The sequence below is a fragment of the Nostoc sp. NMS2 genome (genome assembly GCF_017115105.1).
In the GTDB taxonomy this organism is placed as follows: domain Bacteria; phylum Cyanobacteriota; class Cyanobacteriia; order Cyanobacteriales; family Nostocaceae; genus Nostoc.
In genome coordinates this window covers 39,003-52,711 of the sequence record NZ_JABXKH010000065.1, presented here as the reverse complement: position 1 = coordinate 52,711, position 13,709 = coordinate 39,003, and the positions used below count along the sequence as shown (strand labels likewise).

7 protein-coding genes, 1 tRNA gene and 1 pseudogene are annotated in these 13,709 nt (G+C 42.8%); 6 read left to right on the top strand and 3 right to left on the bottom strand.

Features of this window, described 5'->3' with window-relative positions:
* Positions 1-101: 101 nt before the first annotated feature.
* A pseudogene (locus HWQ36_RS13370) lies at positions 102-287 on the top strand (polysaccharide deacetylase family protein); the annotation flags it as partial.
* A 79-nt stretch (positions 288-366) separates the two neighbouring features.
* On the opposite strand, the gene HWQ36_RS13365 reads toward HWQ36_RS13370, so the two are convergent.
* Entirely contained in the window at positions 367-5,724 is a 5,358-nt protein-coding gene (locus HWQ36_RS13365) for a translocation/assembly module TamB domain-containing protein (RefSeq protein ID WP_292703220.1), read from the bottom strand.
* Positions 5,725-6,801: 1,077 nt separating this feature from the next.
* Here HWQ36_RS13365 and HWQ36_RS13360 point away from each other — a divergent pair.
* Entirely contained in the window at positions 6,802-6,933 is a 132-nt protein-coding gene (locus HWQ36_RS13360; protein ID WP_292703217.1) for a hypothetical protein, read from the top strand.
* A 29-nt stretch (positions 6,934-6,962) separates the two neighbouring features.
* On the opposite strand, the gene HWQ36_RS13355 is transcribed toward HWQ36_RS13360, so the two are convergent.
* Positions 6,963-7,160: a hypothetical protein gene (locus HWQ36_RS13355; protein WP_292703214.1), complete on the bottom strand. Its 198-nt coding sequence runs from the start codon at positions 7,158-7,160 to the stop codon at positions 6,963-6,965.
* Between the two features lie 302 nt (positions 7,161-7,462).
* Between HWQ36_RS13355 and HWQ36_RS13350 the strand changes: the two genes are divergently transcribed.
* Entirely contained in the window at positions 7,463-8,779 is a 1,317-nt protein-coding gene (locus tag HWQ36_RS13350) for a chloride channel protein (protein WP_292703212.1), read from the top strand.
* A 141-nt stretch (positions 8,780-8,920) separates the two neighbouring features.
* Here the strand turns inward: HWQ36_RS13350 and HWQ36_RS13345 are convergent.
* Positions 8,921-8,994, bottom strand: a tRNA-Pro gene (locus tag HWQ36_RS13345).
* 138 nt (positions 8,995-9,132) lie between these two features.
* Between HWQ36_RS13345 and lipA the strand changes: the two genes are divergently transcribed.
* The 3 genes from lipA to sigC all read left to right on the top strand — a co-directional run bounded on the left by lipA (position 9,133) and on the right by sigC (position 13,087).
* Positions 9,133-10,005 carry a lipoyl synthase gene (gene lipA, locus HWQ36_RS13340; RefSeq protein WP_292703209.1) on the top strand — a complete coding sequence of 291 codons (873 nt, stop codon included), beginning with the start codon at positions 9,133-9,135 and terminating at the stop codon, positions 10,003-10,005.
* A 158-nt stretch (positions 10,006-10,163) separates the two neighbouring features.
* Positions 10,164-11,093, top strand: a complete 930-nt coding sequence (locus HWQ36_RS13335; RefSeq protein WP_292703206.1) for an NAD(P)H-dependent glycerol-3-phosphate dehydrogenase — start codon at positions 10,164-10,166, stop codon at positions 11,091-11,093.
* A gap of 743 nt (positions 11,094-11,836) precedes the next feature.
* A complete protein-coding gene (gene sigC, locus HWQ36_RS13330) occupies positions 11,837-13,087 on the top strand; it encodes an RNA polymerase sigma factor SigC (RefSeq protein ID WP_292703203.1) in 1,251 nt (416 codons plus the stop codon).
* Positions 13,088-13,709 lie beyond the last annotated feature (622 nt).

Below are 13,709 nucleotides of genomic sequence, written 5' to 3'. Positions count from 1 at the left end.
GAATTAAATCTTACCCTACCTCGGATGGTGTCACTTTGTTTCCAACAAAGATTGCTGATCAGGCAAGTCCTCTTGTCAATAGGCTTTGAGACGCGCTAACCCTGGCCAAATAGGTGGCTGCTGATGGTCACGTAATTGGTAATCATACATGGCATCATTGGTATTTTCAGATGGATGGAGCGACTGCGGCTATTAAAATTGACCGCACAGCAGATATTATTTACAAGACGACTGGAGAGAAAACGACTCTGTTTCGTCCTCCTGAAGGCTTTCTGAATAATGGACTGTATTGCACTCAACTGAGAACCGCCATATTGTATCGACTGACAATGCTATTGTTTCGGTCTGCATTGGCATTGCACTAATCTAAAATCGAGTTTCATACTCAACTTGGAATTGATTTTCATCTCCCAAATTAGTTGAGCCTCGCATCAAAATTTCGTCGTTGAGCCGATAAAGCACGTTGTAACGCAAAGACTCATCTGTAGATAAAGCTCGCGATAAAGAGGCAGAGAAATTTCTATTAATATTAAACACACCTTCTGCTGATAAATTCAGAACTGAAGCTCTTGATGCTTCCTTACTAGTAGCAGGGGTAGGAAAGATCCGAAATTCGCTAAAACCAACAGCCTGCCCGATCGCAGTGATAGTTCCTTGCAAACCACCTAAAATGGTAGAACTAGCGAAATTAGTCAGTCCTTGTCCTGCATCTGCTTGACCGAAAGAACCAAGAATCGAGCCTCCCAGCAAAGCAACTATTTCTCCTTTACTACGGCTAGGTTCACTTGTCAGTTCCAGATTGTCGCCTAGTTTACTAGCTGGCCCGTCCACTCTTGCTTGAACGCGAACGGTACGTAAAGTACCAAAGTTAGTCGCAGAAACATCACTGATTTCAGCAGACAATGGGGATTCCAAAATTCGGCTGTTCCTTGCTGATGCTTCAGGTACGATCGCAGTAAGCCGAACATCCAAAGTAGGATCAAGTCCTTGACTTGGAGTAAACCGCGCAGTTTGTTCGTAGCCTCGCGCCAAAGCAAACTCAGTGGAAAATATACTTAGTCGTCCTCCTGTCAAACGAATCTCTCCTTCAGGAAGTGGCTTGGCTAATGTACCATTTATGGTCAAGTCGCCTTTGGCCTCAAAGTTTAGTATCGGTTGACTTAATGCGGCTCCTCCTGGTACAAAGCTTAGTAGGGATTCAGTGGTAACATGAACATTGTCATTTAGACTCAACTTTAAATCTGCAAACTCTACAGGTAAATTGGGTGGAGTTACTGCGTTAGCATTATTATCTGGTTTAGTCACGGTGCTAGCGCTACTGTCTGCTGTAGGTATAGCATTAGCGTTAACTTCTTCTCTATTGATGACGTTAGTGTCAGCTTCTGTTGTTGCTGATTTTGCCTTAGCAGTAGAGTTTCCAATAATCACCTGACCATCACTCAGCTTAATATCTCCACCAATTACAGGTTTTACGGCTGTTCCGCGAATTACGACATCGCCGCCGACACCGCCTTCATACAGTCCTGCAAGCTTAAAGTTGAGTTTGTCTGCTATTGATATTGTTAAAGGATTCGCTGCGCCTGGCTGAGGATCAAAAATTGGCAGGATGCCTGATGCAATTATTTGCCCTTTATTGTAAGTACCTTGAATGTTTTCAACGCTGACTGTATTGCCATTAAATTGCGCTGTCCCTGTCAAATTTGTTAGGGGTTCAGATAAAGCTTGAGCGCGAACAGTTGCATTGTTAATTGTGGCGTTTCCATTGATAATTGGTTCGTTTAAAGTACCCTGAACGTTTAAATCTACTTTTCCTTGACCGTCTACCCAAGTTACTTGATTATTGGTAAACAGATTTAACAGTGCCAATCCTTCATTGTTCACATTGGCATTGATGCTGATTTGATTGCTATCTGGTTGCACTGCGGCAAATGGTAACGGCGCAGGTACGCTACCTGTAACGATAACTGGTTGGGTTCCTGTCACTAATAAGGTACTGTCGAAATTCAAACGAGCTTTGTTGTAGTCAAAGTTCGCCTGTCCTGTTTGTATAGGTTGCTGGTTGAGAGTCGCATTCGCCAGTGTCACTTCCCCTTGTACTCTGGGATCTTGTAAACTACCTCCTAATGTGGCATCGGCATTTACATTACCAGTGATATCTACAGGATATCTTTCTATAAAAGGTTGTAAAAGTGATAAAGGTAGACTTGCGACATTCAACTTTCCAGATAGTTGTTCAGTTCCTAATTGTCCCGAAAAAGCCACCAGTCCTTGATTTATCCCAACACTCAAGGGCGAAAGTGTGACGATTCCATCAGCAAAAGTACCTTGAGCAACGACTTGATTAATGGAATATTCACCCCATTTCCAGTTAGCACCTTGGAAATTAAAGCCGACATTCAACCCAGATTTTAATGAGCCATTAGCTGTAATTCCTCCGCTCAAAGCACCCGTTAATTCTGCAAGGGTAGGTAAAGATGCGGATTTTTTTGTTTCTACTTGCTGTTGTTTTGCTATAAATGCTGCGATATTAGAGAAATATGCTAATTGTGTTTTCAAATCTGCATTGGGCAAACTAATAGGCTTGGTATTAAGTACTTCTGCTCCAGCCAACGTTGGAGGCTGCAACCCGCTACCAAGGTCTTGAAAGTCGAAGATATTAAATGCTTGTAAAAGTCTCTCAATTCTGGCTTGGTCTACATTAGCTTGGAGTTGAAATTTGGGATCGTTCCCTGTTTGCACATTTCCACTTAAGGCGATGTTGCTATCTCCAATCCGCAATTTACCATTAGCCAAGCTAGCATTACCATCTGCATAATTAATAGTGCCGCGAAATTCATCTGCTGCAACTCTGGCAACACGAGGCCCGGCGATCGCAACGTCTCCCGCAACTGCATAATTATTAAGGTTGACAACTAAATTTCCCGATAGCTGTCCCCCTAAAGGTTTCAACTGATTGTTAGGTAAAAAGCCCCCAATCAAAGCTATAGGAAACTGTTGGGCGTTGATAAGCAAGTTCTCTCCCTCGGTTCTACCTGTGGTGAGTGCGCCATCCCGCCGAACTAAAAATGAAGTTGGACGATAATCTGCACCCAGGTTAAGGGCAATTCTGTCTTGTTTCCCAGCTAATCGCAGACTTGCTCCCTGTCCCCCTTGAAAATTCACGTTTCCGGTTAAAAGTGGGTCAAACGCTAAATCACTAACCTGGAAATTTCGCAGTCGGATATTGCCGTTAGCTTGCGGAACATCGAGATTACCTGTAACTTTTCCATTAAAATCAAGTAGCCCCGCTAAAGCTACGTCTCCAGGAACTTGAAAGCCAGTATTTTTTAAGTTAAAATTCTGTGCCAGTACGTTTAAATCAAATCCAGCAATTTTAGGTGCGCCTGTTGGTGGAGACTGAATTGCGATCGCACCATTAGCACTCAATCCTGGGGTACTTGCGTTTTCAACTATAATCTGCTGTCCATTCCATTGAAATTGAGCCGTAAGCGGTTTTGCCAGTAGCGCTACCCCTTGGGAAAGGCGGATTTGTCCGGCGGCGCGAATATCTGCAAGCTGGAAAGATTTTGTTGTGCCTGCTAACTGAATATTGCTATTGAGCCGTCCTCGCAGTTGTGGTGAAAACCGATTGAGTTGAATTTGAGAAGTCTTGACAACTCCTTGCCAACGTTGTTGTGCAAGTTGACCTTGAGCCACGATTGTCCCGCCTGCGACGTTAAACACTGCACCTGGTAACAGGATATTCTCTCCTTGTTTAGCAGCAACAACCCTTCCGGTAGTGGGATAGGTCGCTGTAGGCGCTTGCACCTGCGCTACTGCTTGCAGGTTGCTCAGAGTGCCGGAAATATTGGCATTTGCCGATACGTTCCCAATGGTGATGCTGGGTGAGGATTTGTACGCTTTTGCGATCGCATCCCCTGGTAAATTTTGGGCTTGCACATTAAATGCTACCCTACCTTGGGGTGCAAGCTGAAGTTGACCGCTAGCGATTACTTGCCCTCCCACCTCTGGATTTGCTTGAATGCGAGCCACATTAACGTTTAAGGGTTTATCCAGAGAACCAGAAACTTTAGCGTTCGCAGATATACCACCAAGATTCAAAGGAGTTGAAATATTGTAACCTTGAGCGATCGCATTTCCTGGTAAACCTTGAGCTTGAATACCTATATCTACTTGACCTTGGGGAGCTAGTTGAATTTGACCACTGGCTGTAATTTGCCCTCCTGTTGGTGGCGTTACCTGAACACTGGAAACATCAAGGTTTAATGGCTGTTTGCCAAGTGAGCCAGAAATTTGTGCTTTTGCTGAAATATTGCCAACTGCGATCGGTAGACTAACATCATAGCCACGCGCTAATATATCCCCGGATACACCGTCAACTTGAGCATTAAATCTTACGTCGCTTTTGACTCCTAAATTAGCTTGACCGCCACCTGTGATTTGACCACCGGCTGCGGGGACTATTTTCAAATTGGAGACAGCAAGTTGAGATGCTGTTTGAGAGACATTCAAGCGGAAATCAGTATTGACAGCTTTGAAGAGAACGCGGTCAACTTGAATAGGTTTTGTATTGCTTACTGTACCGCTAAGGACTGGTTTTTGAAGTGCGCCTAACACCTGAATATTTGCTTGAATTTCGCCACTAGCTGGGACTGACGAATTTACATTCAATGTATCTAAAATATTTTTAGCACTGACTGGTTTTATCTGAGCAGAGACATTAAAACCAGTTTGAGTATTAATTGTTCCATTAGCCAGAATGGGAACTTTGCCAAAGTTCGTACTTAAATTTTCTAAAGCAACTGTCCGGCCTTGAAATGAAAATCTTCCATTAAAATTAGAAACCTGCTGAGGAATATTTTGAATTTTAGCAGTGACTTGATTAGCAGTAGCCGTTCCCGTAACAGCTATTTCTGAAAGTTTTGGTGGAATCTGAACCCCTAAGTCAGCATTTAAATACCCTGCTTGCAAGGCAATTGGTAACTGTATTAATCGACTTATATCAGATGCTTGTAAATTTTGTGTTGAAAGATTTAGGCTAGTTTTTTGAGCTTTTAGTTGTGTTTCACCAGCAATTTTAACTCCGCCTCCCCTAGCGAGTTGAGCATTAATGTCATAACCAATCCTTTGATTTTGATCAAAAAATCGGGCAACACCACCAACTTGATTTAATATTACTGAACCTTTCGGTCTAGTTGGTGCGGCGAACGGCATCAACTCCACATTTCCATCTTGAATCTGAAGTGTTTGCAATTCGGTTTGAATAGCACCTTTTCCTTCTCCAGCCTTAACTTGGGCTGTAACCCAACGCCCATCTCGATCCTGTTGGATGTAGACATTGGGCTTAACCAGCGTTACATTTAATGCTAGTTTTCGGGTTAAGAGAAGTTCCAAGGGCGAGAACTGCACCTCTAAGGCTTTTGCTACCACCTCGTCTGCATCGGTGGGAGTTGCGGGTATAGATAAAGAGCTAAATCTCAGACTAGAGAGCGAAAAACGTTCAACTTTCCCTACTTTTACTGGCCGCCCAAGCAATTGTTCCAGATTTTGCTGCACTAATGGCGCTAAATCCTTATATACATAGTTTCTAGCCCACCAAGCACCTACTGCAATTCCAACCAGCAAAACGACACAGAGAGCCAAACTGGTACGTCCTAAGAGGAGGAGCCATAAACGAGGATTAGATGGTTCCTGATTATTTTTTGAATTTGGAGAGCGCGTCATTATCGTTACTAGTACCAGTACTTTTTTTCTGGAGTGAGCCGAGAGACAGGCTAGTACCGCAAGGCTGAATTAAAAATTAAAAATTAAAAATGAATACAACGTAGGCGTTTCGTTGATTTGGAATAGGTGGTTTATTTACGCCGTGCTGTACTAGCCGTAGTTGTATCAGTAAGTTACAAACTATGGTTTCATAATATGAAGACTTTCGCAAGAACTTTGCGGCAAGCTGCTTCTATTCTCCAGGAGAAGTTGCCCCAATGAGACGCTTTGTAAATATTTCATGTTATTCCATAATCTTGCATAATTCCTGAATTTATTTTGTGATAACTCCTGTATATGGCAATTCCCAGTTAAGTGAGGTACAGATAATATTTTGAAACGCAAAGGGACGCAAAGTAAAGCGCAAAGGTACGCAGAGATTTGTACCTCAGCAGACTAGAAAACGCTATATACAACCTTGGTTAGAAAATTAAAACTCTGTATAATCTAACTTAGTATAGATGACAGGAAGTAATTTTAGATTAAAGAGTAATGTAGAGTTGAATGAAATTCCTGAAGCTAGATTTAGATTCCCCGTTCTTGAAGAAGTCGGGCATCTGGGCAGCAATTTTTACTCAATTAATACTAATTTTATGTATAGTGTATTAGGCTGAATCTATTTAGACAAATTATGGATTACAGCTTAATCATCGTGGTTTGAATAATTGGAAAAAATTAGCTTATTTTTAATTTAAAAAAGACAATCTAGGGTTGATTAATGCACCCAGCTACAAAGATACTATGGGGAGCATCCCGTTTTGGCAGATCGCCCTCAGACTAGAAGTCTGGGGCTATACAAACTAAACCCGCCTGCGCGGGTTTCAGAAGAGTCCGCGTAGGCGGACTTCGTTTGTGTAGCCGCGTTCGCGTCAGCGTGCCGGAGGCTCTATTCCAATCGCCCAGTGTTTCTTCCAAAAGTGGATGCTCCCGATACTATGAGGCATCAATTTTTATTCAGTAATGGGATGCGAATGTCTACGACACACTACGTGAACGCACTTACAAAATATCAGATAAGTTTATCCAGTAATTCATCAAGTGAAACTCGATATTCCGGCGGTGCTATTAAGCATCAACACGCCGGAAGTATATCAAGAAAAACTGCATAATCTTAGGCAGCTACCAATTACTAACAAGATTATCCACTTCTCTAAAAAGTTACAAACCTGAGCTTTTAGATTACTCCATCGTCAACCCGCTCACTGCTCGGTTGAATCATCAATCATTTCTGGTACTAAAGCTGGGTTACTCTTGCGTTCTTCTGGCGATTGCTCCCGAATAACATCGTCGATTCTCGCAGGGTGTTTGATTTTGTCCAGTACCTCTGGACTTAGTTGCGATGGTTCACCTTCTGGATTCGATTTTTCAGCTTGATTAGGAACTGTTTCCTTATTCATCACTATTTCCCAAAACTTATACGCCAAGCTTAAATCCTTCTGTGGTGAGGCACACACTATCTTGAGACTTATTTCACACAGTGGTAGGTAATAAAGGCGTGACCGATAGCGTAACCCTACTAGACAAGCAAGGTTGGGCGTATTGGTTATGGGTCAATTCGTTGTCGCCCAAAAATTCATCCCACACTGCCCTTACGGGTCAGATGTGGGGCTTCTTTTTGTTTAAGCTAAACTAAATAGCCCGTACCATAAAAAGCGTAAATATTCAGTACTTTCCGTTTCACTAAATTAGGAAATAAGCAGTGTTACCAAACAAGCCTCCCGCTACCAATGAAACTCAACGCTGGACATTTGTTCAACTTTTTGGACTGGTAAAGCGTAATCCCCTGATGATTTCGCAGTGGGTGATCCGCTGGGTACTTGTGGGGACTGCTGGTGGTCTATTTGCGGCGTTGTACTGGAATGTTCTAGAGTTTTTAACGCACCAACTGCAACGATTTGAAGGTTTTAACCTCCTGATAGTGATGCCACTTAGCGGTTTAGTTATCGGGCTGATGATTCATTTTTTGGGAAATCCCGGTGAAATTGCCTTGATTGTTGATAATATCCATTTTCGTGGCGGACGCCTAGATGTTCGCAAAAATCCCTCAATGATTCTTGCTTCTCTAATCAGCATATCGGCAGGCGGTAGTGCTGGCCCAGAAGCACCACTGGTACAGGTAACAGGTTCTTTTGGGACTTGGGTTGCCGATCGCTTAAAACTCCAGGGTGAAGACCTCAGAACTATGAGTTTAGCAGCGATGGCGGCTGGTTTCACTGCCTTGTTTGGCGCACCTCTTGGCGGTGCAATGTTCGCCCTGGAGATTTTGCACCATCAGCATATTGTGGAATATTACGAAGCCTTGATGCCAGCCATTGTTTCTAGTTGCGCTAGTTATCTGGTATTTGCAGCAATTACACATTTGGGAATTGCACCCACTTGGTATTTTCCCCAGTACCACCTAGAAAAAATTGATGATTTTGCGATCGCGATCATCTTCGGCATCATTGGGGCGGTGGCGGGATGGATTTTTATGGGCATTTTTCGGGGCTGCGATTACTTGTTTGCTCGAATTCCCGGCCCCATTTATGTACGCACAACACTAGCAGGATTCGCACTTGGCACTTTAGCAGTTTTATTACCCCTAACCCGTTATTTTGGACATGAAGAGTTAGAATCAGTCCTCACTACTAGCTTTGGTGCTGTTTTTCTCTTAACTCTAGCTCTTGGTAAAATGGCTGCCATTAGCATTACGGTAACAGGTGGGTGGCGTGGTGGATTCATCATCCCCTTATTTTTCACAGGTGCTTGTATTGGTAAAGCAGTGGCAGTCTTAATTCCGGGACTTAATCCCGCCCTTGCCATGATTTGTACAATGGCGGCTGTCAATGCAGCCGTAACGCGCACACCTATAAGTACGACTTTGCTGCTGTCAAAATTGACTAACTTGAGTCCCTTTACACCAATCCTATTTGCCAGTTTAATTGGATTTTTTCTGGCTCCAAAAGTTCCCCTAATTGCATCTCAACTGAAGTCCCAGAGAGAAGCTACTGAATTAAGCAGCCGAAGTCGCCAGTAAAACTTTAATCGTCTGAGGCTTTGAAGGAACTCTTGCTTGGGGATATTACAGCAGGAAAGCTACTTGATGAGGTACACAACTATTTGTCTCAAAGTCAGATAGAAAGCCCAGCTATTTTTTATATTGTTCTATTTCAACTAATCGGGATGACTGGATTCGAACCAGCGGCCCCTTCGTCCCGAACGAAGTGCGCTACCAAGCTGCGCCACATCCCGCCATGAAAATGGCATTGTAAATTAAGAATATCACAACCCGTGCCCAATGACAGAATTACATCTATATATATGATTGCTTCACCCAAGGCTTTGCTTGCTACGATTAAATTTGTATAACTCTAGTGGTAAAAGCGGATTGTGACTGTAAAACCAGACTGGTTGCGGGTAAAAGCACCTGGGCGTGAGCGCATCGGTAACGTTAAAGACATTTTGCGGGATTTATCCCTCAATACAGTTTGTGAGGAAGCATCCTGTCCGAATATTGGCGAATGCTTCAATGCCGGTACTGCTACGTTTTTGATTATGGGCCCGGCTTGCACACGCGCTTGTCCCTACTGCGATATTGATTTTGAGAAAAAACCCAAACCACTAGACCCCACAGAACCTGCACGACTGGCAGAAGCTGTTCGCCGCATGAACCTTAATCATGTAGTAATCACTTCTGTAAATCGAGATGACTTGTTTGATGGTGGTGCATCTCAGTTTGTGGCGTGTATTGATGCGGTTCGTACTGTTTCACCTAACACCACAATTGAAGTACTAATTCCTGACTTGTGCGGTAATTGGAATGCTCTAGAGTTGATTCTACAAGCTGCACCAGAGGTATTAAACCACAATACCGAAACTGTTCCACGCCTGTATCGCCGGGTGCGTCCTCAAGGAAACTACGATCGCACATTAGAATTATTACAGCGAACTCGCCAACTTTCTCCTAGTACATACACCAAATCCGGCATCATGGTTGGACTCGGTGAAACTGATGCCGAAATTCGCCAAGTCATGCAAGACTTACGAACCGTAGATTGCGACATTTTGACCATTGGGCAATACCTCCAACCCAGTCAAAAACATTTACAAGTAAATGAATTTATCAACCCAGAACAATTTGCTGCTTGGAAAGCATTCGGCGAAGAAATCGGATTTTTACAAATTGTTTCTTCTCCATTGACAAGAAGCTCATATCATGCAGAGCAAGTCAGGGAATTAATGGAACGTTATCCCCGGAGCTAATTTTAGACAGGACTTACGCAAAAAATAGCCCAAACCTTGATTTTTCGGTAGGGGCAATTCATGAATTGCCCCTACAGCGTGTAGTTTTGCGTAAGTCCTATTAGATTTTAGATTGCTAAGAGAATGGGGTGATTGGGTGATGGGGAGAATGGTGATTAATGACTAATTCAAAATCTGTAGCAATTCTTGGTGCAGGTGCTTGGGGTGCATCTCTGGCAAATCTCGCCGCAGCGAATGGTCATCAGGTGCGCGTATGGTCGCGTCAAGGTTCCCAAACTCTCCAAGCAGTGTTAGAAAATGCCCAAATAATCCTATCTGCTATCTCGATGATTGGTGTGAGAGATGTTGCTTCCCAAGTCCAGTCTTTCCCCCTTTCTCCAGAGACGATTTTTGTGACGGCGACGAAAGGCTTAGATCCCCAAACCACCTGCACGCCGTCGCAAATTTGGCAAACAGTATTCCCTAACCATGCAGTGGTTGTTTTGTCTGGGCCTAATTTATCCAAAGAAATTCAACTAGAGTTACCAGCCGCAACTGTGGTAGCCAGTAATATTCCCACAGCTGCGGAAGTAGTGCAGTTAGTATTTTCTTCTCATCGTTTTCGGGTATATACCAATCCCGACCCCTTGGGGGTGGAACTGGGGGGAACGCTAAAAAATGTGATTGCGATCGCAGCTGGTGTGTGCGATGGTTTACATCTAGGAACCAATGCCAAAGCTGCTTTAGTCACCCGTGGACTTACAGAAATGGTTCGCATCGGTAACGACTGGGGTGCAAAGACGGAAACATTTTATGGATTATCGGGTCTTGGAGACTTGTTAGCAACCTGCAATAGTCCCTTAAGCCGCAATTACCAAGTCGGCTATCAGCTAGCTGGTGGTAAGACACTTAAAGAAACTCTTGCAAATTTACCAGGAACAGCCGAAGGAGTGAATACTTGCCAAGTTTTGATGCAACGAGCCAAGCAACAAAACATTCCGGTTCCAATTACTGAGCAAGTTTATCGGTTACTTCAGGGAGAAGTCACACCCCGACAAGCGCTTGATGAACTGATGCTGCGAGATATCAAGCCAGAGTACAACTACTAGTACAGTACGGCAGAAATAAACAGACCATCTGAAATGTCTAAAATCCTTATGCAACGGTAATTACGAATTACGAATTACGAATTACGAATTACGCAAAGCGGTACTAGTTAGTAGTCTGTCAAGTTAACTATGCTGGCTAAATAAGTTTGTAGTAAGGACTTTAGTCCTTATATTAAGCACTGAAGTGCTTACTACATACCAGACTTTCGTTAGCTTGATGGGCTACGGAGAGAGTATTAAATAACTTTCCCGCGTTTTCTATCTCCGTATCGATAGAATTTTTGCCGTTAATACTAATCACTTCCCTGATATCTATTAGTCTTACTTATACCTGAATAATCCTGAGAAAAAATTGCTAAATCGTCAGGATATTACTTTTGTAGCCATGTAAATGTGACTATGCCAATTATAAAGATGACATTCACTGAAGGATGTTTATACTGTGTTACAAAAGTTACTATCAAAACCGTCAAGTTGAAATGTTAACTAAGTAGTTGAAATATTGAAAGCCTAGCTGCCGATTTAAATAGCTATTGGTTAAATCAAAAATTTAGCAGCCGATTAAGTCCAGTAATACTGTATCGAATAAAACCATTACAGTTAATTTCTAAAAAAATTGTAATGGAACCTTCAACTATGTTAGTTCATCGTTAATCACGGGAACAATAGCAACAGTTGAATAGCTGACCGTAATCTAAGCTGACCGAAATCTATTGTTACCTGGAGCCATTGAGACGATCTTTATGCCAGCAACATCTTTTTATGCAGATGCCCCCTACAACACCAGAAAGTCCCGCCAGGCTTTGGACTCCGATCTCACGGTTGATGAAAGCGAGTTATCGGTAGATGATTTACAGGAGCTAGAGATGGCTTCTGTTGAAAATGCTAACTTTGCTGCTAGCACTAACCGCCGGAGTACAGACCTAGTACGTCTATATCTTCAAGAGATTGGTCGGGTTCGCTTGTTGGGGCGAGATGAAGAGGTTTCAGAAGCTCAAAAAGTCCAACGTTACTTGCGGATGCGGATAGTACTTGCTAACGCCGCAAAGCTTGGAGATGAAGTGATTACACCCTATCTAAGGTTAATTGAAGTTCAGGAACGTTTGACATCCGAACTCGGACATCGGCCGTCTTTAGAAAGATGGGCTGCTACTGCTGACATAATTTTATCCGATCTCAGACCGACTTTGGCAGATGGCAAACGTCGCTGGGCAGAAATTGCCAAGTTGACAGTAGAAGAGTTAGAGCAAGTTCAGTCCCAAGGACTGCAAGCAAAAGAACACATGATTAAGGCTAATCTTCGCCTAGTTGTGTCTGTTGCTAAGAAGTATCAAAATCGCGGTTTAGAATTGTTGGATTTAGTCCAAGAAGGCACACTCGGTTTGGAGCGGGCTGTAGAAAAATTTGACCCCACTAAGGGTTATCGCTTCAGTACTTATGCTTACTGGTGGATTCGTCAGGGAATTACAAGAGCGATCGCTACTTCTAGTCGTACCATCCGGCTCCCTGTCCATATTACCGAAAAGTTAAACAAAATCAAAAAGGCTCAACGCAAAATTGCTCAAGAAAAAGGTCGCACTCCGACTCTAGAGGATTTAGCAACTGAGTTAGAGATGACACCAACTCAAGTAAGAGAAGTTTTGTTACGGGTTCCTCGCTCTGTTTCTTTGGAAACCAAAGTAGGCAAGGATAAAGACACAGAGTTAGGCGAATTACTCGAAACTGACTGTGTAACCCCAGAAGAAATGTTAATGCGAGAATCTTTACAAAGAGACTTGCATCATCTTCTGTCAGATTTAACTAGCCGGGAACGCGATGTAATTTTGATGCGGTTTGGTTTGGCAGATGGTCATCCTTATTCTTTAGCAGAAATTGGCCGCGCTCTCGACTTATCGCGCGAACGAGTTCGACAAATTGAATCCAAGGCTTTGCAAAAGCTCCGTCAACCTAAGCGTCGCAACCTTATCCGCGATTATTTGGAATCTCTAAGTTAGTCAACGATTGAGAGTCATTTGTCATTAGTCATTTGTCATTAGAAAACTACACTTGACAAATGACTAGGGACAAAGGACTGATTTGATCCCTAAGTCAAACAATTTTGGATTTTAGATACTTCGACTGCGCTCAGTACAAGTTTGCAATTTTGGATTGACTTTGCACACCCTTCTCTACGAGAGGCTGCGCCAACGGCAGAGCTACGAGCATCGCAAGGGACGGGGCTGAACCAAAAATTATTTTAATCCAAAATCCAAGTTGCGCTTCCAGCGCACCAAAGGTGCGACCCAAAATCTAAAATTGCTGAGTTGAAAGCCTTTTAGAGGCTTATAGCAAATAATTTTCATTTAGTTGTATAAGAGTTTCCCCAGAGGTTTGCTCAGATATCTTGAAGGTGGGGATCAACTAAACAATTCAAAATTAACTCATACAAAATTTAAAGTCAAGGGATGCAATCGTTACAAGTATCCTAACTATTAACTGTATGCAAATTAAATGCAATACAGCTTATTATTTGAATTTTGATCGAGATTTAATGAATTGTTCTTAAATATTTAGCATAAATTCTCAATAGGCAATGATTGTTGCAAATTGCTCCCAAGATTTGTTATATTCTCAACT

Coding starts and splice junctions, on each gene's coding strand:
- HWQ36_RS13365 (WP_292703220.1), bottom strand. CDS start 5,724: ATGACGCGCTCTCCAAATTCAAAAAATAATCAGGAACCATCTAATCCT.
- HWQ36_RS13355 (WP_292703214.1), bottom strand. CDS start 7,160: ATGAATAAGGAAACAGTTCCTAATCAAGCTGAAAAATCGAATCCAGAA.
- HWQ36_RS13335 (WP_292703206.1), top strand. CDS start 10,164: ATGACTAATTCAAAATCTGTAGCAATTCTTGGTGCAGGTGCTTGGGGT.
- sigC (WP_292703203.1), top strand. CDS start 11,837: ATGCCAGCAACATCTTTTTATGCAGATGCCCCCTACAACACCAGAAAG.